The organism is Collinsella sp. UBA1693, assembly GCF_002320115.1.
GTDB lineage: Bacteria > Actinomycetota > Coriobacteriia > Coriobacteriales > Coriobacteriaceae > Collinsella > Collinsella tanakaei.
The window spans coordinates 189,977-207,566 of record NZ_DCJT01000010.1 but is presented as its reverse complement, the minus strand read 5'-3'; the positions used below and the strand labels follow the sequence as shown (position 1 = coordinate 207,566).

At 60.6% G+C, this 17,590-nt stretch carries 18 protein-coding genes and 2 tRNA genes; 3 read left to right on the top strand and 17 right to left on the bottom strand.

The features are described from left to right. Nucleotides 1-35: 35 nt before the first annotated feature. A complete protein-coding gene (locus B3H65_RS05310) occupies nt 36-1,028 on the bottom strand; it encodes an SIS domain-containing protein (RefSeq protein ID WP_286684422.1) in 993 nt (330 codons plus the stop codon). Nucleotides 1,029-1,256: 228 nt separating this feature from the next. On the opposite strand from B3H65_RS05310, the gene B3H65_RS05305 reads away from it, so the two are divergent. Then, nucleotides 1,257-1,982 (top strand): GntR family transcriptional regulator, encoded by a 726-nt coding sequence (locus B3H65_RS05305; RefSeq protein WP_286684421.1) that lies wholly within the window; start codon nt 1,257-1,259, stop codon nt 1,980-1,982. A 69-nt stretch (nt 1,983-2,051) separates the two neighbouring features. Here the strand turns inward: B3H65_RS05305 and proC are convergent, their stop codons facing one another. Then, entirely contained in the window at nt 2,052-2,843 is a 792-nt protein-coding gene (proC, locus tag B3H65_RS05300; protein ID WP_286684420.1) for a pyrroline-5-carboxylate reductase, read from the bottom strand. Nucleotides 2,844-2,941: 98 nt separating this feature from the next. After that, entirely contained in the window at nt 2,942-4,192 is a 1,251-nt protein-coding gene (glyA, locus tag B3H65_RS05295; RefSeq protein WP_286684419.1) for a serine hydroxymethyltransferase, read from the bottom strand. Between the two features lie 247 nt (nt 4,193-4,439). On the opposite strand from glyA, the gene B3H65_RS05290 reads away from it, so the two are divergent. Further along, entirely contained in the window at nt 4,440-5,519 is a 1,080-nt protein-coding gene (locus B3H65_RS05290; protein WP_286684418.1) for a hypothetical protein, read from the top strand. Between the two features lie 126 nt (nt 5,520-5,645). Here B3H65_RS05290 and B3H65_RS05285 read toward each other — a convergent pair. The 8 genes from B3H65_RS05285 to B3H65_RS05250 form a co-directional block, all read right to left on the bottom strand. Next, nucleotides 5,646-5,732: transfer RNA gene (locus B3H65_RS05285), tRNA-Leu, on the bottom strand. Nucleotides 5,733-5,843: 111 nt separating this feature from the next. Continuing rightward, nucleotides 5,844-6,209, bottom strand: a complete 366-nt coding sequence (locus tag B3H65_RS05280) for a VOC family protein (protein WP_286684417.1) — start codon at nt 6,207-6,209, stop codon at nt 5,844-5,846. Between the two features lie 129 nt (nt 6,210-6,338). Then, nucleotides 6,339-6,623 (bottom strand): PTS sugar transporter subunit IIB, encoded by a 285-nt coding sequence (locus tag B3H65_RS05275; protein WP_009141011.1) that lies wholly within the window; start codon nt 6,621-6,623, stop codon nt 6,339-6,341. Between the two features lie 143 nt (nt 6,624-6,766). Continuing rightward, nucleotides 6,767-7,267: a PTS sugar transporter subunit IIA gene (locus tag B3H65_RS05270; RefSeq protein ID WP_286684416.1), complete on the bottom strand. Its 501-nt coding sequence runs from the start codon at nt 7,265-7,267 to the stop codon at nt 6,767-6,769. 119 nt (nt 7,268-7,386) lie between these two features. Beyond that, nucleotides 7,387-7,471, bottom strand: a tRNA-Leu gene (locus B3H65_RS05265). 35 nt (nt 7,472-7,506) lie between these two features. Beyond that, the gene (locus B3H65_RS05260) at nt 7,507-8,493 is read right to left on the bottom strand and encodes a hypothetical protein (protein ID WP_286684415.1); all 987 of its coding nucleotides are present in this window, start codon (nt 8,491-8,493) and stop codon (nt 7,507-7,509) included. An 18-nt stretch (nt 8,494-8,511) separates the two neighbouring features. Continuing rightward, nucleotides 8,512-9,750: an FtsB family cell division protein gene (locus tag B3H65_RS05255; RefSeq protein ID WP_286684414.1), complete on the bottom strand. Its 1,239-nt coding sequence runs from the start codon at nt 9,748-9,750 to the stop codon at nt 8,512-8,514. 138 nt (nt 9,751-9,888) lie between these two features. After that, nucleotides 9,889-10,470 carry a TetR/AcrR family transcriptional regulator gene (locus B3H65_RS05250; RefSeq protein ID WP_286684413.1) on the bottom strand — a complete coding sequence of 194 codons (582 nt, stop codon included), beginning with the start codon at nt 10,468-10,470 and terminating at the stop codon, nt 9,889-9,891. A gap of 238 nt (nt 10,471-10,708) precedes the next feature. On the opposite strand from B3H65_RS05250, the gene B3H65_RS05245 reads away from it, so the two are divergent. Beyond that, nucleotides 10,709-11,212, top strand: a complete 504-nt coding sequence (locus B3H65_RS05245; RefSeq protein ID WP_286684412.1) for an HsmA family protein — start codon at nt 10,709-10,711, stop codon at nt 11,210-11,212. A 113-nt stretch (nt 11,213-11,325) separates the two neighbouring features. Here the strand turns inward: B3H65_RS05245 and eno are convergent, their stop codons facing one another. From eno to yfcE, 6 genes are all read right to left on the bottom strand, one after another. Then, on the bottom strand, nt 11,326-12,615 hold the full coding sequence (gene eno, locus B3H65_RS05240) for a phosphopyruvate hydratase (RefSeq protein ID WP_286684411.1): 1,290 nt from the start codon (nt 12,613-12,615) through the stop codon (nt 11,326-11,328). 195 nt (nt 12,616-12,810) lie between these two features. Further along, nucleotides 12,811-14,190 carry a LarC family nickel insertion protein gene (locus tag B3H65_RS05235; protein ID WP_286684410.1) on the bottom strand — a complete coding sequence of 460 codons (1,380 nt, stop codon included), beginning with the start codon at nt 14,188-14,190 and terminating at the stop codon, nt 12,811-12,813. Nucleotides 14,191-14,226: 36 nt separating this feature from the next. Next, nucleotides 14,227-14,991 (bottom strand): nickel pincer cofactor biosynthesis protein LarB, encoded by a 765-nt coding sequence (larB, locus tag B3H65_RS05230; protein ID WP_286684409.1) that lies wholly within the window; start codon nt 14,989-14,991, stop codon nt 14,227-14,229. Nucleotides 14,992-15,003: 12 nt separating this feature from the next. Then, nucleotides 15,004-15,672 carry a Crp/Fnr family transcriptional regulator gene (locus tag B3H65_RS05225; protein WP_286684408.1) on the bottom strand — a complete coding sequence of 223 codons (669 nt, stop codon included), beginning with the start codon at nt 15,670-15,672 and terminating at the stop codon, nt 15,004-15,006. A gap of 458 nt (nt 15,673-16,130) precedes the next feature. Beyond that, nucleotides 16,131-17,003, bottom strand: coding sequence for a nucleoside triphosphate pyrophosphohydrolase (mazG, locus tag B3H65_RS05220; RefSeq protein WP_286684407.1), 873 nt, complete (start codon nt 17,001-17,003; stop codon nt 16,131-16,133). Nucleotides 17,004-17,008: 5 nt separating this feature from the next. After that, a complete protein-coding gene (gene yfcE, locus B3H65_RS05215) occupies nt 17,009-17,563 on the bottom strand; it encodes a phosphodiesterase (protein WP_286684406.1) in 555 nt (184 codons plus the stop codon). Between the last annotated feature and the right edge of the window lie 27 nt (nt 17,564-17,590).

The window sequence follows — 17,590 nt, the reverse complement described above, 5'->3', positions numbered from 1 at the left end:
TATAACAGACGTTATAATCGTTATAGATGTTTTTCTTAATAATCAAGCTTCCACATGTAACGACGCGTCATATAGTCCTTATGAGTCGCAGCGGACAGCGCGCGCATGTACACGTTGTTGAGAATCGGCGCGAAGACAAGGTGGTTGAAGTACTCGGACACCGAGTCCTTGATGTCGTTGAGGCCGATCTCCTTGGCGTCCAGCTGGTAGACGCGCTCGCCACCATACTGGTTGACAAAGCGAATACCGCGCTCGTCGTTAACGCGGGAACGGCCAACGGAGATGAGCTGGAACAGCGACGTGCGCTTGTCAAGAATCTCAAACGGACCATGGAAGAAGTCGCACGTATTGATGGTGCAGGAATCGATCTGCAGCATCTCCTGGACGTTGCAGATGGAGAAAACGTACGCGGCGCCAAACAGCGGGCCCTGGGCCATCACGTTGATGCAGGGCTTGTCGACATTCTGCTGTGCCCACGTCGCAGCGAGGGGCTGGCAATAATCGAACGCCTTGCGGTAGATGGGATCGACCAGGTCGAACGCTGCCATAGCGGTCTCATACTCCGCATAGCCTTCAGTCTGCTGCACCAGCTCCATAGCGATCATGGTAACGACGGCAGAATTGGTGTGCCCCATGTTAGACTCGTCGACGGCCAGGCTATCGTACTGGACCTTGTAATCGCACACCTCGGTGAGGCCGGACTCGTCCACATACACCGCAATGGTGGTGGCGCCAAGATCGCGAGCGACCTGGGCGGCCACAATAGTTTCCTTGGTGCCGCGCATGGAAACAACAACCGCAAGCGTATTCTCGTTCACATACGCAGGCGTTGCGTGAACAAACTCGTTACTGGTATAGCTAGATGAGACTACCTGCGTTGCCTCGTGCTCCATGAAATACTGAGCGGGGTAGTTGCCGCCGTTGGATCCACCCGCGCCAATCCAGACAACGCGCTTGATGCCGCCATCGTTCTTCTTGCTCTCAAGAATCTGGCTGACGATATCCTTCACCTGATCCTGCTTAGTCATAGCGCCCGTTCCTTTCCTCAGCTGCTTGACTTCTATTAGATACAAGTTCGATATAAGCATTATAAGACGTATATGATGTATCCTGCGCTGTGAACGGTATCTATTTGCCTATGAACGGCTATTATTTTGATAGTTAAGGCCCATTATTCAATTTATAGGTGGACATACTTGTTACTTCTTATAATCTATCTAGATATAAGTTGCATGTAAGTAGAGAGGAGCACTTGCATGGAGATACGCAACGCATCGACCAGCAGCCTCTATCTTGAGCTGGCAAGCACCATCCGCAACCAGATCCTTAACGGTACTTATAGCCAGGGAGCCAAGCTTCCATCCGAATCTGAGCTTATGGCGGACACCGGCTGTTCGCGCAGCACGGTGCGCCATGCGCTCAACGTGCTTGTTGACGAGGGCCTTGTGGTAAAGGAGCGCGGCAGAGGCGCGTTTGTTACGGGCAACCCTGGCGCCAAGGACGACGACCTCTCTTTTATGAGCTTCACGAAGATGATGGCGCTGCGAGGGACTCGCGCGAAAACGCGAACCGCCGACGCGCACATGGCGCGGGCGGCAGGGTCGATTGCAACGTTTTTCGATGTTTCCGCGGGTACGCCCGTAGTAAAGCTGGTCCGCGTGCGGTATTTGGACGATAAGCCTTTGTGTCTTGAAACCACGTACCTGCCGGAGGAGTTCTCCGAAATTATAGACGCGGACCTTGATGGGTCGCTCTACGATCTTTTGAAGGCGCGCTACCGCCGCTGCGCAGGGCACGGACACAAGGAATTTGAAGTGTGCCTTGCAACGCAAAACGAGGCCTTTTTACTCGACGTCGCCCGCAGCGCACCGTTGATGCTCATTACCGACTACGTCTACGACACCGAGGGCGCACCGCTGCATGTATCAAAACGCGTGCAGCGCACGGACCGGGCAAAGTATATAGAGCCCATAGGGAGGTAGACGGCTGCTAACCATATTACCTGGTCAGCAGCCGCATAAATCTGCATACATGCTGCAACTGGATTGGCGCTACCCCTCGATAGCATCGATGGCGCGAATAAATGCAGAGCGCATGCCCGCCGCCTCAAGCTCCGCGACGCCGCGGATGGTGGTGCCGCCGGGCGAGCACACCGCGTCCTTCATAGCACCGGGGTGCGCACCCGTGGCAAGCTGCAGCTTGGCGGTGCCCGCAACCATCTGGCTCACCATCTGGTAAGCCGTGGCGCGCGGGATGCCGTGCTTGACGGCGGCATCGCCCAGGGCCTCGATCACCATGGCGATAAATGCGGGCGAGCAGCCGCCCACGGTACCGGCGACGGAGAGAAGACGGCTCTCAACTTCAACAACGGAACCGAGCAGGTCAAGCAAGCCGTGTACCAGCTCTGCCTCGTCATCGTCCAGCGTATGCTCTTTCTCGCACGCGATCACGCCCTCATTGATGGAAACGGGGGTGTTGGGCACGGTCGAGAGGTGATGCGTGCCCGCAAGCAGCTCCTCATAGCGCTCGCACCCCCAGCCCGCGGCAACAGACAAAATGGCCTTTGAAGCAAGGGCGCCTGCCAGCGGGGGCAGGACGGACTCGATCATATAGGGCTTGATGGCGACGACCACCACGTCCACGGCATCGACAACCTCCGCCGCACCGGCAAGGGCATGCATGCCCCTGGCCTCGCAGCGCGGCACCAGCGCCTCGTAGCGGCCAGCGCACGCGTAGAGATTGCCCGCCGGCACGGCGCCGGACGCGATCCAGCCGTCCGCCATGGCGGATGCCATATTGCCAAACCCGATAAAACCAATCTTGCACTTTGACACGTCGACCATGGACGCCCTCCTTCGCAACCGCGCACGCGGCCTAGCTGTTGTTTTGCTCGTTGACTATTGTGGCGCGGCAGACGCAACGCCGCAAATCGGAATACCGGCTACAGGCCCGGATAAAGCGGATGGGCCTCAAGCAGCTCGTCCACGCGGGCGCGCACGGCAGTACCGACGCCCTCATCGTCCGCATTGAATACCACGCGGGCGATAAGGCCGCCGATCTCGCGAAACTCCTCGGCGGTGAAGCCGCGCGTGGTGCCCGCCGCAGAGCCGACGCGGATGCCGCTGGTCACAAATGGGGAGCGCGGCTCGCCCGGAATAGAGTTCTTGTTGACGGTAAGACCCGCCTCATCCAACAGACGCTCAGCATCCTTGCCGGTGACGTCCGCGGCCGTGAGATCGACCAGGCACAGATGGTTGTCCGTTCCACCCGAAACCAGGCGAAGACCGCCCTGGACCAGACCCTCGCCCAGCGCCGCCGCATTGGCCACAACGTTGTCGATGTATTCCGCAAACGATGGCTGCAAGGCCTCGCCAAACGCAACCGCCTTGCCTGCGATCACGTGCATGAGGGGGCCGCCCTGGGTGCCGGGGAACACCGCCTTGTCGATTGCGCGGGCAAGCCCCTCGTCATTAGTGAGGATAAACCCGCCGCGCGGACCGCGAAGGGTCTTATGGCTGGTAGAGGTCACCACGTCCGCGTGAGGGAAGGGCGACGGATGGGCGCCCGTAGCGACCAAGCCGGCGATATGGGCCATATCGATCATAAGGCGCGCGCCCACACCGTGCGCGATTGCCGCCATGCGCTCGAAATCGATGGTGCGCGGATATGCCGAGGCGCCTCCCACGATCAGGCGCGGACGATGCTCTTTGGCCAGGCGCCCCAGCTCGTCGTAGTCGATGGTCTCCGTCTCAAGGTTGAGGCCATACGGAATGAAGTTGTATAGCTTGCCGGAAAAGTTGACCGGGCTGCCGTGGGTAAGATGCCCGCCTTGGTCCAGGCTCATACCCAGGATGGTATCGCCCGGCTCCACCAACGCGGCGTATGCCGCCAGGTTGGCGTTGGCGCCGCAATGGGGCTGGACGTTGGCGAACTTGCAGCCGAACAGCTCGCAGGCGCGCTGGCGGGCCAGGTTCTCGACCACATCCACCTTTTCGCAACCGCCGTAGTAGCGGCGCGAGGGATAGCCCTCGGCATATTTGTTGGTAAGCACCGTGCCCACCGCCTCGAGCACGGCGGGGCTAGTAAAGTTCTCCGATGCGATCAGCTCGATGGTCTGGCGCTGGCGTGCGAGCTCATCGTCGATCGCGGCGGCGATTTGGGGGTCGGAGTCGGCAAGGGATTTCATGAGCATGTCTGGCTCCTTCGCAATCATGTTGTACTTCTCGCCCGCATATAAGGCTGCCGCGGCAAAGCAGCCGCAAGAGCCGCGCCGCACAAGCGGGCAACATATCAACGCTTACCCCGCGCGAGCACCGCTTACACGCCCGTTTCGCCGAAGCATCGCCTTTTAACATGACGACGGCCAGCCCGCAGCTATACTGTGGGCATCTGCCGCGACATCCCCGCGCAAAACCGCGCCGGCCGCACAGGAGGCACGCATGAGCAAGCGTCACACCGACATCGATCCGTTCAACGCCGGCGAGCCCATTTTGCCGTGGTGCGATCCCGATTCCTTTTATGATGATTCCGGGCTTGATATTGAGGACGAGAACGAGAGCACCCCGCACGAATACCCCGGCAGCTCCTCGTCCAGCTCCGCCTCAAGCCGCAGCAGCTCCCGGACATCGTCCAAACAATCCGCGTCCAAACGCCCAAAAGCTTCAGCGCGCAGCGCTTGGAGCTCGCTTGACCTTAACAAGCCTGCGAAGTCGAGCAGAAAGACCGAGAAGGCAAAGGCTCTAAGCTCAAGCGACCAGCCGGTATGCACGCGCAACCGCACGCGTCCCGTTCTTATAGGCATCTTGGTGCTCTTTTTGCTAAGCGGCGGGTTTTCATTTGTCGCGCGCATCCCCGGCTGCATAGCGGGAACCTTCTCGTCCTTTTTCAGCTCATCCAGCAGCTCGCTTGAAGACGATCTTGAAGACGCGCTGCCCGGAGGAGCACCAGAAGCACCCAACTACTCTGCAGAGGATCTTTCGGAGGCGGAAAACGCGTGCCTGGATGCCACCACGTCGCGCATGGAGCTGCTCACCACCCCTGGCACAGCCGAATACCAGCAGGCGACCACGTTGATTGCGGACGATTTTAACCAGGCGTGCGAAGACTACCTCTATTACAGTGCCGATGAGCTAGGTCTTAACGGCGAGACCGTGGCCACCTGGCTAATAGGCAGCCTGGATTACCAAATGTCGAGCGTCCACGCGTTTCCCAATGACACCCCGCCCTACGGCTCCGCCTACCTTGACGCCACCGTCGCGGACCCTTTGAGCCTGTATGACTCGTTTTTCACTCCCGCTTCCAGCTACCTTATGGAGCAAGATCTACTTGGGTATGATGACGAGCCCGGCCCCAGCGATGAGGTGCGCCGGCACCTGGGCGGGATGTTACAAGACGCCATAGACTCCTCAACGGAAACGGCCCAACCTTTTGTGCGCTTTGAGCTTGTCTACGCCAACGGCACCTGGAGCATCAGCGAGACCGAATACGTCTCTGAGCTTGAGTTTATCTTTGGCATGTAGCCTTTAGGGGGCAAGGTGCCGCGGCACACCCCGCCGCCTTGCCCCGACACGTCTTGCCAGTTGGGCTCATCAAGCAACCTCTATATGAAAATAGGCCCCATTGCTGGAGCCTCTTTCAATTCAAGATGGTGCGGGCGAAAGGACTTGAACCTTCACGAGCCGGAGCTCATATGGACCTGAACCATACGCGTCTGCCAATTCCGCCACGCCCGCGCACTCGTTTATAATAAACCAATAATCGACTTGGGTTCAAGAAGTATTTTTAACTTTTTTGGACGAGCATCGCAAGCGCGCCCGCAACTCCGTCAATCTACCGCAACGCCCCTATTCGCGGCACAGGTGAATGGCGAACCCGCCAATCTCTTCCTTAAAGTAGACCAGCTTGGTGGATCCGTCCTCATACAGGGCGCGCGACTCCTCGTTGATCTCGAAACCACGATCGCCAAACCACTTCTCTGCGGCGACAATGTCGTTCACGGCAAAGCCAATGTGGCCGTGAGTGCCGCGACCGTTCTGTTTCATGGTCTCAACCAGGGTGTCGGAAAAGAAGGACACGGGCACCTCGTTCACGGGCAGGCCCATCAGCACAGAGAAGCGCTCGGCGATTCTCTTCGCCTGCTCCGGATTCTCCGCGTTGATGCCCACGTGGGCGATATGCATGTCAAACAGCTCTACAGGGTTCTCGCTCATACCGTTCTCCCATCGGTCAGCGTGCGCCACGCGCACATGCGAAAAAACGAAGCGCCCGCAAGCATCCATGCAAGCGAGCGCCGTAGCACATAGAGCGCTGCGGAAACCGCAGCAATGCAGCCCTTTGGCCTACTGGGCCATAAGGTCGAGAATCTGCTTCTCGGCGTCGGCCTTGCCCATACCGGTCAGGAAGGGAACGCCGCTCACATAGGCGCAGGTAATGCCGGCGGGGGCGACGGTGGTGGCGACCAGCATGTCGGCACCCTCGCAATTGGCAGCGGCCTCGGAAATGGCGCACTGGACAATCTCGTACTGACCCTCGTAGCCGTTGGCGTTCAGCAGGTCGCTAACCTTCTTTGCCACGGCGGTGGAAGTAGCAACACCAGAACCGCAGGCAAGGACGATCTTCTTCATGAGAACTCTCTCCTCTCGGAAGTTACAGACAGGTACTAGTTTACTTCACTTTCCGCATGTGGCCACCTTCATAGGTGCCTAAGTTTTCTTCTTTTATCGCATCTTCTGCTATACCAAAGGCCGCGTCGGCGGCGCGCCCGCAACTACACCCGGGACCCACCGCACAACCGGGCCATGCATGCGCACAGCGCCGCCGCGTCGTCGCACGCAAGAATCTCGTCCACTTTATCCGCGTCCATAAAGATCTCCATCAACGCCTGCAAGGCCTCAACCTGCCATGCGCCATCGTCCTCTTTACCGGCTTCCGTATGGCCCTTAAGGCCCAGGTTGACTATGAGCTGCGCGCCCACCGTATCGCCCATGCCCGCCATGGGCTCAAACGCAACAGGTGTTTTTGGACGAATAACCGCAATGTAGGGTTTGATGATATGGCACGGGTCCGCATGGGGAATCGCCACGCCGAGCTCTTGGCACGCAAGGCCGGTTGGATAGGCGCGCTCACGCTCACGTATGGCATCCAACCAGGTATCCGCCACATAGCCGCCCGCACGCAGATGGCGCTCGAGCAGCTCGAACACGTCATCGCTACCACCAAGCTCGCAATAGCAAAACGTAAGCGCCTCGCAAAACAACGTCGCATCCATCGTAAGGCCTCCCGCCACTCGCCGCCGGCACCCCAGCGCTCTCATGCACCCGCAAGATCGCGCGCCGCGATACCAAAGCAGCCGGCAACGCACATGCGCCCCGGCTGCTGCATATCCTATGGTAGGGGCGGTGGGACTCGAACCCACAATCCTTTCGGCCGAAGATTTTAAGTCTCCTGCGTATGCCAATTCCGCCACGCCCCCGCATGACGCTACGGGTCGCCCCGCACGTTAGAAGTCTAACACGATACGCGCGGCATCCACCCTATGGCGGGAACTTCTTTGCACAGCGCCTCATAAAGCGTCGCCGCCATGCCCGCCATAAGGCTGTTCTCGCTCACCGTAAGTGACCCGTATCCACCGGCGCGCATAAGCTCGCCTATAACCAGCGAGCCGGCAAGAATGACGGGCGCGCGCTTGGGCTGTATACCCGGAAGCGCCGCGATCTGCTCAACCGACAACGTGGAAAGCCGCCTTTGCGCCACCTCCACCTGCGAAAGTTTCAAATCATGCAGGTGGACCAACGAGGAATCGTACACCTGCATGCCGCGATCCATCGCCACCAGCGTGGTCACGGTGCCGCCCACCGCCACCAGGCGCTCGGGACGGCGGGCCATCCGGGACCAGTAAGGCTCAAACTGCTCGCGAGCAAAGTCGCGTGCCGCTTCAAGATCTTCCGCGCGCGCCGGCTGGCAGCTCAAAAACCGCTCTGTAACGCGGCGGCATCCAATGTCCATCGAGCGGGCGCACTCCACCTCAAGCGGCTCGCCGGGCGTATAGCGACCAACCACCACCTCGGTCGACCCGCCGCCCGAGTCCGCAACGACAATGCGCTCGCCGGGAAAATCATGTGCCACGCCGTAAAACGTCAGCTTCGCCTCGACCTCGCCGGGAATCACCTCCGGCACAAGCCCCAGGCGCTCAAGCCCGTCCAGCAGGTCTTGCCCGTTCGAGGCGTCTCGCGCCGCACTTGTAAGCGTGGTGCACACCGCTCGCGGGGCAAACGCCTCGATGTCCTCAACAAAGGACGAGCACGCCTTGAGCACGCGTGCCACGGCGGCATCCAAAAACCGCCCCGTCGCGTCGACGCCCTCGCCCAGATCCGTAATGATCGTCCTCTTGCAAGAATCAACGATCACGCCGTCCTTCACCTCGGCCAGCAGCAGGCGCGAAGACACCGTTCCCAAATCTATGGACGCCACGCGCACCATATCACCACGCTGCACGGCGCTCTCCTCTCTACCCTATTCGCCCGTTGACTTCACAACCTGGTCCGAAGGGCCAGAATAGAAGAACAGGGAGTCCAACACCTTGTAATACCAGGGGGAGTTTGCGTAGACTTCGCGCTCCGCCCGCTCAACTTCCGCAGATGTGGACGGTTCGCCGGACGAGGAATCCGCCGTGTCTGCATTCGCCCCATCGCTCCCGCTATCGGCAGCGTCACCGCTCGCAGAATCCGCAGCGTCGCCAGAGCTGGCATCATCGCCAGAACCTGCAGCATCGTCGGATTGCGCGCCGTCGGCCGATCCGTCCTGGGAGGACGCCTGTCCGTTATCGCCCAGCTGATCCGCGCCCTGCACGGTAATGGGGGTCTCGCCCGGCATCACCATGCCCTGCTCACGGGCCACCTCCTCAATACCCTCTTGCGACAGGTACTTGTTCACTTCTTTTTCCAGCGACTCGTTGTACTTCTCCCTAATGGCCAGCTGCTCTTGCAAAATGCCGTTAGTCCTATGGGCGATGTAGAGGTCGCGCACGGGAAAATAGACGCCCAGGGCAATCACGGCAACCACCAATACGTAGAACACGGCACGATACGGTCCAGACGTAAAGTCGTAGAGCGCCCGCACCACGCGGTTGTCGTTGGCGTACTTCATCAGGCTCGACTGCCGGCGCGCCTCGTACGCGGCACGGCGGCTCGCGCGCTCCTCGTCCACCGCAGAGGCCCCGGCCCGAGCACCCGCGCTCGCACCGCGCGCAGACCTTCGCGCGGGCGCCGCACCCGCCGAAGTGCTCGCAGCAGCGCCTTTCACGCGCTCGGCGCCTGCGGAGACGGCATCCTTGACCTTACCGGCAAAACCAGACGACCTGCGCGCAGTCGGCTCTGCGGAAGGAGACGATGCGGCGCCTGCGGCGGATACAGAAGTCGTCCTCGCAGCGCGATGACCCGTCGCGCCAGAACGTGCCGCCGCCGCGACCTCCGCCGCGATACCGGAACGACGGACGGACGGCCTATCGGCAGCAGTGCGGTTCGCAACAGGCCTGGCCGTTCCCTTGGGAGCTCGGCGATGCGTCGGCGTCTGCTTCGCATCCGTCTGCCCCTGCTCAGCCTCGCCGTCCTTGCGGCGATGCCCGCGCTTTGCAGATGCAGATGCGGCCGCCTCGGAATACGCGCTCGAGACGGGCTTGACCTTCGGCGGCATGGGCTCGCCGGCGGTGCCGTTATGGACGGAAAAACCGTTGTGCTGTGAAGTGTTGTTCATGGGCGCCTTGTTTGGTTGAGGTACGGTTGCGCTTTCTTGCCTTCCAGTTATACCACGCGCGGGCGGCTCAGTTGTGCAGGCTTAGCGTTGAGCCGCGCCGGCGCGCCGCGCGAGCTGTCTTGGACGGCGCGAAGCACGTTAATACAGCGCCATCTCCATCAAGCCAAACAACGTGGTGCACGCGGGATCGCCCGCCTTGATCGAGCCAAACATCGCCTTCCAGATGAACTCGGCGAGATGGTCCGCATCAAAGCGCTCGCGCGCCGCGGGCGTGATCGCGGCATCGCTCTTGATATGCGACGCGATGCCCGCGCAGATACCCCTAAAGCACTCCTCCTCGGCGGCGCGGCTCCGCTCAAAGGAGCGCGCGTCAAGCGTAGAGATCTCGCGAAGCCAACTCGCCTGGAAATGCCCCAGGGACTCGCTTAGCTCCTCGGCCAGCCTGCGGCAGTAAGCAAGCAGGCTCTTTTCGGCGCCGTCAGAGGACTCCTCGGCGTTTGAAAGCACGCCCGCCTCCTCGATGGCGGCGCGCCAAAAGCGAGCTACGACCTCGGTCACCAACGACGCCTTATCCGGAAAGTAGTTATAGATGGTGCCGATGGCAACGCCGCACTCGTTGGCGATGGTCCTAATGCCAAGCGAAGCCATGCCGTCCTTCTGCGCGCGCTCGTACGCCACGGACAAAATCGTTTCGCGAGAAATCGCAGGTTTGCTCCCCATGCCGCTCTCCTCCCGCCAAACAACGCCAAACGTGCTTGGCAACACACAAAATGAACTCTGTTCATCATAGCGGAACGCAAGTGAACAAGCAGGTGGAGAATTCATGGGGGAAATTTGGACGATAAAAGTTCTCCTTGCAGAACCCAGTTCTCGTCCCTAAGATGAACCTTGTTCAGATGAACAGTGTTCACCACGAACATCGACCACCTATTCACCTGCTAAGGAAGGGAATTAAGCAATGTCACCCATGCTCATGATCGCCAGCCTCGCCATCACCGCGGCACTTGTCTTCTACACCATCGGCGTCTTCGCCGAGCGCCGCGCCGGCCACCTCAACGGCCGTCATCTCGCCCTGTTCTGGGCCGGCCTCGCCTGCGACACCACCGGTACCACCGTAATGACCATCATGGCACGCACCGCGGGAAGCGAGCCCGCGCCCGCCATCCACGGCATCACCGGCCTGCTCGCCATCATCCTCATGCTCTTCCACGCCGGTTGGGCAACCCTGGTCTACGTGCGCGGCCGCCGTCATGATGACAAGGCGATTGCGCAGGAGCAGACCTTTCATCGCTTCAGCACCATCGTATGGCTGCTCTGGCTGGTGCCCTATATCATCGGTTTGCTCGTGGGCATCCCCATGATTCACATGGCCACCGTCCCCGCCGTCGTCCTCAGCGTCATCATCGTCGCCATCCTCTCCTTCTTCCTGCTTCGCCCCGCGAACAAAGTCGCTCGCGCATAGTTCAACCCCGCGCGATCAATCACGCGTCCAAGCAAAAGGACCTGCAGCCCAAACCAGCTGCAGGTCCTTTTTTTCACATCAATGCCTCGTTGGGCGCGGCCGCGCAGTGTGCGCTAGCGCAGGTTGTAAAACGCGTTCCTACCGGCGTAGCGCGCGCTGCCAAACAGCTCGTCCTCGATACGGATAAGCTGGTTGTACTTGGCGATGCGGTCGGAGCGGCAAGGAGCGCCGGACTTGATCTGGCCGGCGTTGGTCGCAACCACCAGATCGGCGATGGTGGAATCCTCGGTCTCGCCGGAGCGATGGGAGACGATGCAGGCGTAACCCGCCTCCTTGGCCATCTCGATCGCCTCGAAGGATTCGGTCAGCGTGCCGATCTGGTTTACCTTGACCAGGATGGCGTTCGCCGCTCCCAGCTCGATGCCCTTCTTCAGGCGCTCAGTGTTGGTGACAAACAGGTCGTCGCCCACCAGCTGGACCCTGTCTCCGATGCGGCGAGTCAGCTCGACCCAGCCGTCCCAATCCTCCTCGGCCATGCCGTCCTCGATGGAGATGATGGGGTACTTCTCAACGAGCTCGCACCAGTAATCGACCATCTGCGCGCTGGCAAGCTCGCGGCCCTCGCCCTTAAGCTCGTACATACCGGTCTGTGCGTTATAGAACTCGGTCGACGCAGGGTCCATGGCGTACATAAAGTCCACGCCCGGGGTGTAGCCGGCCTTCTCGACCGCCTTGTTGATGTACTCAAAGGGCTCGGCATTGGTCTTGAGGCTGGGAGCGAAGCCGCCCTCATCGCCCACGCCGCCGCCAAGGCCCGCCTCGTGCAGCACGCCCTTAAGCGTGTGGTAGACCTCCGCGCACCAGCGCAGGCCCTCGGTAAAGGTGGGGGCGCCCACCGGCATGATCATGAACTCCTGGAAGTCCACGTTGTTGTCCGCATGCACGCCGCCGTTCAAGATGTTCATCATGGGCGTGGGAAGCAGGTGGGCGTTGACGCCGCCCAGGTAGCTGTACAGCTCAAGGCCGGCAGACTGCGCCGCCGCGCGGGCGACAGCGAGCGATACGCCCAGGATCGCGTTTGCGCCCAGGTTTGCCTTGTTGGGCGTGCCGTCCGCGGCGATCAGGGCGGCGTCGACCGCACGCTGATCAAAGGCGTCCATACCGATCACGGCGTCCGCGCACTCCTTGTTCACATGGTCGACGGCCTTGGAAACGCCCTTGCCCAGATAGCGATCGCGATCGCCATCGCGCAGCTCAACGGCCTCGAAAGCACCGGTGGAAGCGCCGGAGGGCACCATCGCACGGCCAAAGGAGCCATCATCGAGCACAACTTCCACCTCAACAGTGGGATTGCCGCGCGAGTCCAGGACCTCGCGACCGTACACATCGAGAATCTCACTCATATTCGTCCCCTTTCATTGGATACGAGAGCAAGCGACCCCGCCGGTTCCTTTGCCCGGCAAAAGGTTAGCCTTGGATAACTTCTTTAGTATGCCCGAGCGTGGTCCAACCATGCACGGAAAACTGAGAAACCAAAAGATTCAACAATGCTGCAACGCCTTAGCATGACGCTCGCACCAAAAAAGCCGGGGCAGCCCCTACAGATCGGTATTCCTACCCGCACGTATCTCCGCGGCAATCTGGACGAGCGCGTCTGGAAACGCGATACCCTCGCGCGAGCTTATGTGGGCTACATCCTCATATTCGGGTTTGGAGCGGCGCTCGCCACCAGGGAGAACAACGGTCTTGACGTGTACCGGGCCCAGAGACGTCTGCTCCACGCGCTCGTTGCGCTCAAGGACCTCGCGGTCCATCATCGTCCAGCGAACGCCAATGGTGGTGGTCTCCAAAAACATTAGCTGGCGCATGCGCTCGGCATCCTGAGGAGCGGCGATAACCTGCAGCTGGTAGGCGGGCCGACCCTTCTTGCCAAAGACGGGCAGCCAGTGGGCCTCAAGCGCGCCGTCGCGAAGAAGCGCCTGCGCCGCATGGGCCATGCCCTCTGCGGACTGATCATCCACGTCGCATTCCAGCTTGATCACCCCGTCGACATGGGGCTGAGACCCCCGCGCCCGCTCGATGCGATGAACGCGTACCAGCGATGGCACGCTGTAGCCCCTCTTGCCCGCGCCCATACCCGTCGCCAAGATTGTATAGGGGAAATCAGGAGCGCGGCGAGCATCCAACGCGGCGATAAGCGCAGCACCCGTAGGCGTTACCAGCTCACCCTCAACATCCAGGTGCGACGTGGGCAGCTCGCAGGCGCGGCAGATGTTCACCACCGCCGGAACGGGAACAGGGATGACGCCATGCTGGCAACGGATGGTGCCATGGCCGTCTGCTAGCGGCGTGGCGTAGACGGCATCGGGATCAAGGCTATCGGCCAAAACCGCTGCGGACACAATGTCGACGATGGAATCGATCGCGCCAACCTCGTGAAAATGGACCTGGTCCACCGGCAACCCGTGCGCCTGTGCTTCTGCCTGGGCGAGGATCTCGAACGCGCGCGCGGCGATGGCGCGAGCGCCCTGCGTCATCTGCGCGGAGTCGATGATCGCCATAACGTCATGCAGGTTACGGTGCTCGTGATGATGCTCGTGGCGGTGGGCGTGCTCGTGGCGGTGGGCGTGCTCGTGCGCATGGGCGTGCTCGTACGCATGGGCGTGCTCGCAGCAGTGATGACCATCGTCCTCGTGCGCATGCTCGTGCGCGCAGCCGCACCGGTCCTCACCATGGCCATGCAGATACGCCATATCATGGTCATGGGTCTCATGGCCATGGCGCAGCACCACGTCGAAGTCGCAGGCACGCATGCCCGCCTTGGTCACGGTCGATATCGCTATCTCAAACTCGTCCGCAACGGAAAGACTCGACAACGCGCGGTCCAGCGCCGCCGAATCGGCTCCGGCGTCCAGTAGCGCAGCGACCAGCATGTCCCCGCTCACGCCCAGTGAGCAATCGATGTACAGCGAACCCATATAAACCCTCTCCCCCAGCAGCGCGAAGGCCCGCGCCTATTTCATATGATTGATGAGCGACGCCTGGTACGCGGCGCCAAAACCGTTATCGATATTGACCACGGAAACACCGTTGGCGCAGCTGTTGAGCATCGCCAGCAGCGCGGCGACACCGCCCAAGCTCGCCCCGTACCCCACGCTGGTGGGAACCGCGATCACCGGACAGCTCGCCAAGCCGGCCACCACGCTGGCAAGCGCGCCCTCCATGCCGGCGACGGCCACAATAACGCGCGCGTCGCGGATGCGCTTCTCGCACGCCAGCAGGCGGTGAATGCCGGCAACGCCCACGTCATAGGCGCGGTCCACGTGGTTGCCCAAATACTCAAGCGTGCGCGCCGCTTCCTCGGCAACCGGCAAGTCGCTGGTTCCGGCGCAAATCACAAGCACCGTCCCCAGTCCATCCGGATCCTTGGCATCTCCAACCATGCCCAAGCGCGCTACGGGGTCGTACTCCATGACGATGCCGGCGGCGGCAAGCAGCTCGCTCACGCCGGCAGCCTTCTCGCCGTCAAGACGCGTTACCAGCACCCGGCGCTGACAGGCCTCCAGCATTGACGTCACAATGCCCGCTATCTGCTCTTTTGTTTTTCCTGCACCATAGATGATCTCAGACGTGCCGGTACGGGCGCCGCGCTGGTTATCAACCGTGGCAAAGCCAAGGTCGGTCACCGGCGGCACCCGCAGCGCACGCGCCAGCTCTTCGGGCGACACTTCCCCAGCGGCCACCCGCTCAGCCAGCAGTTTTGCATCGGCTGCGTCCATCGTCCACTCCCCCTAGTCCATTACAAACTGTTCCAGATAGTCTGCATCATGCACCACAATATGCGAATCATAGCCCTTTGTAGAGATAACGCCCTTTTCGCGCAGACCGCGCAATATGCGGTTCACGCTGTTTCTGGACGAGATACCGCAGAACTGGGCTATGTCCTCGTTGGTCACGTCCAGCGAGATCACGGTTCCGTCCTTGCACGGCTCGCCGTATTTAACGCTTAAGTCGAACAGCAAGGCCCCCACCGCGCCTATTTTTCCGTTCATGGTCAAAAAGCGCGTGCGGTCAAACGCGTCTTCCAGGTTTCTCCGATAGTAATCCTTTACGTAATCAAGCAGACGATGGTCCTCGTTCACGTACTTCCAAAGCGTCAGCCGAGGCACCACGTAAAACAGAGCCTCGTCCGACTCAACCCGTACGCTGAACGGAGACTTTGCCTTGGCGCTTTCCTCGTCCCGCAACAGCGAGACCGGGCTGGGCCCCTGCATATAGAACACGTTGAACTCGGTGCCCTCACGCATGGTGACGCTCGCCTTGACAACGCCCTCGATCAGGACATAGACGTGCGATTGATCGAATCCGTAGTAGCAAAGGTACTCGTGCCGATGTTTCTTAACTTCCGGGTATCCCTTCGACCTCAAGTACTCAACGAGGTAGTCGTGGACCTTCTCCACACGCCTCACCCCTTTCTAACACGCTTGGCTGACAGGCTCGCTACTCTACGTGACAGAACAAAACGCCAAGTAACAAATGGTACCAACAATCGATACTTCCACCGGACGCTCGCCCCTGCATAGTTGCAGGTAGCGAAGCACGGCGTAAAAGACCCGCCGCCAACAGCAGCGTTGATTGGGGAATCGCAATGTTCGAGGTAGACGTTTTGCTAGCTCGTCGCAACATGCACGTGCGCCAGGCTGAACCTATGCGGTACATCCCGCGCTCCGAGCGCACGACGTACCGCCAAAACCCGCATCTTGGTGGCATTCTGGATTCATAGCCCCTTCATACTTACTGAAGGCCACGGCAATGTACGGTAGTGTTCTTATGTCCCTAGCGCAAAATGTTATGCACATTCATGCAATTACTGACGCAACAACCACATTTGGTACCCCGCCGCCATTCGCGCTCGCTACTAGGCGCGCTGACGCTTGACCTCGTCCCATAGGTCGTTGAGCTCTTGGGTCGACAAGCCCTCGATCGCAACCCCGCGCTGGCGGGCGAGACCTTCCATAGCCTGCCAGCGCGAGCGGAATTTCGCCGTGCTCGCGCGTAGCGCGCTTTCAGCGTCGATCCCCTCTTTGCGCGCTACGTTCACCAGTGCGAAGAGCACGTCGCCAAACTCCATTTCGCGCTCGGCGGTGCCGGTGGCCTCCTTCCGGAATTCCTCGCGCTCCTCGTCCACCTTATCCCACACGTCTTGAACCGTCTCCCATTCAAACCCCACGGCAGCGGCCTTGCGCGATACCTTTTGGGCTTGCATCAGGGCGGGAAGCGAGGTGGGGACGCCATCGAGCAGCCCTTCCGGCCTCTCGCCCGCCTGCACGCTCTCCTTGTCCTTGGCCTCCTTTTCGGCAAGCTTCACGTTGTCCCAAATCGCCAGCACCTCCTCGGCGTCTTGGGCCGCGGCGTCGCCAAACACGTGCGGGTGCCTGCGAATGAGCTTTTGATCTATATCGCGGGCCACGTCCGCCATGGTGAATTCGCCCGCATCCGCCGCGATTTGCGCGTGCAGCACCACCTGCATCAAAACATCGCCCAGCTCTTCGCGCAGGTGGGCGACATCGTTCGACTCGATGCAATCGACCGCTTCGTAGGCTTCCTCGATCATGTTCTTGGCAATGCTGGCATGCGTCTGCTTTCGATCCCATGGGCACCCGTCGGGCTGGCGCAGACGCCAGATGGTCTCAACCAGGCCCTGAAACGCTTCGCGCGCATCCGACAGCGTCGAGGTATCGCGCACCAGACTTGCCAAGCTACCGCTACCGGTGTTCTTCCACTCCGCCATAGCGCCTACTCCTCGTCCAAAATCACATGGCCAAACGCGCCGTCCTGATAAATGCCATAGCTGTGCGTGCCGTCCTTGGGAATTGACACGCTGCCCGGATTGAACAGCCACAGCCCCGGATGCGCCTCGCTTTCCTGATTCACCTTGATATGCGTGTGGCCGTACACCAGCGCGGAACCCGCGGGCAGAGACGGCGCGTTGTCCACGCTGTTGTGCATCCCGGCACCAAACACGTGGCCGTGGGTAAGAAAGAGCGTGCGACCGCCCTCATCAATGAGCTGAGAAAAGTCTGACATACAGGGGAAGGACAGCACCATCTGGTCCACCTCTGCCTCGCAGTTGCCGCGCACCGCAGTGAGGCAACCGGTTGACGCCAGGTCGTTCAACAAAGGAATCACCTGTTTGGGCGCATAGTCGCGCGGCAGGTCGTTGCGGGGGCCGTGGTAGAGCAGATCGCCCAGCAACACCACGCGATCAGGCGCCTCGCGCGCGATCGCGTCCATAAGACGGCGGGTCCAATATGCAGATCCATGCAGGTCAGAGGCTATTACAAGCTTCATAGCCGTTCCTTTCTCATCGACGTCGCT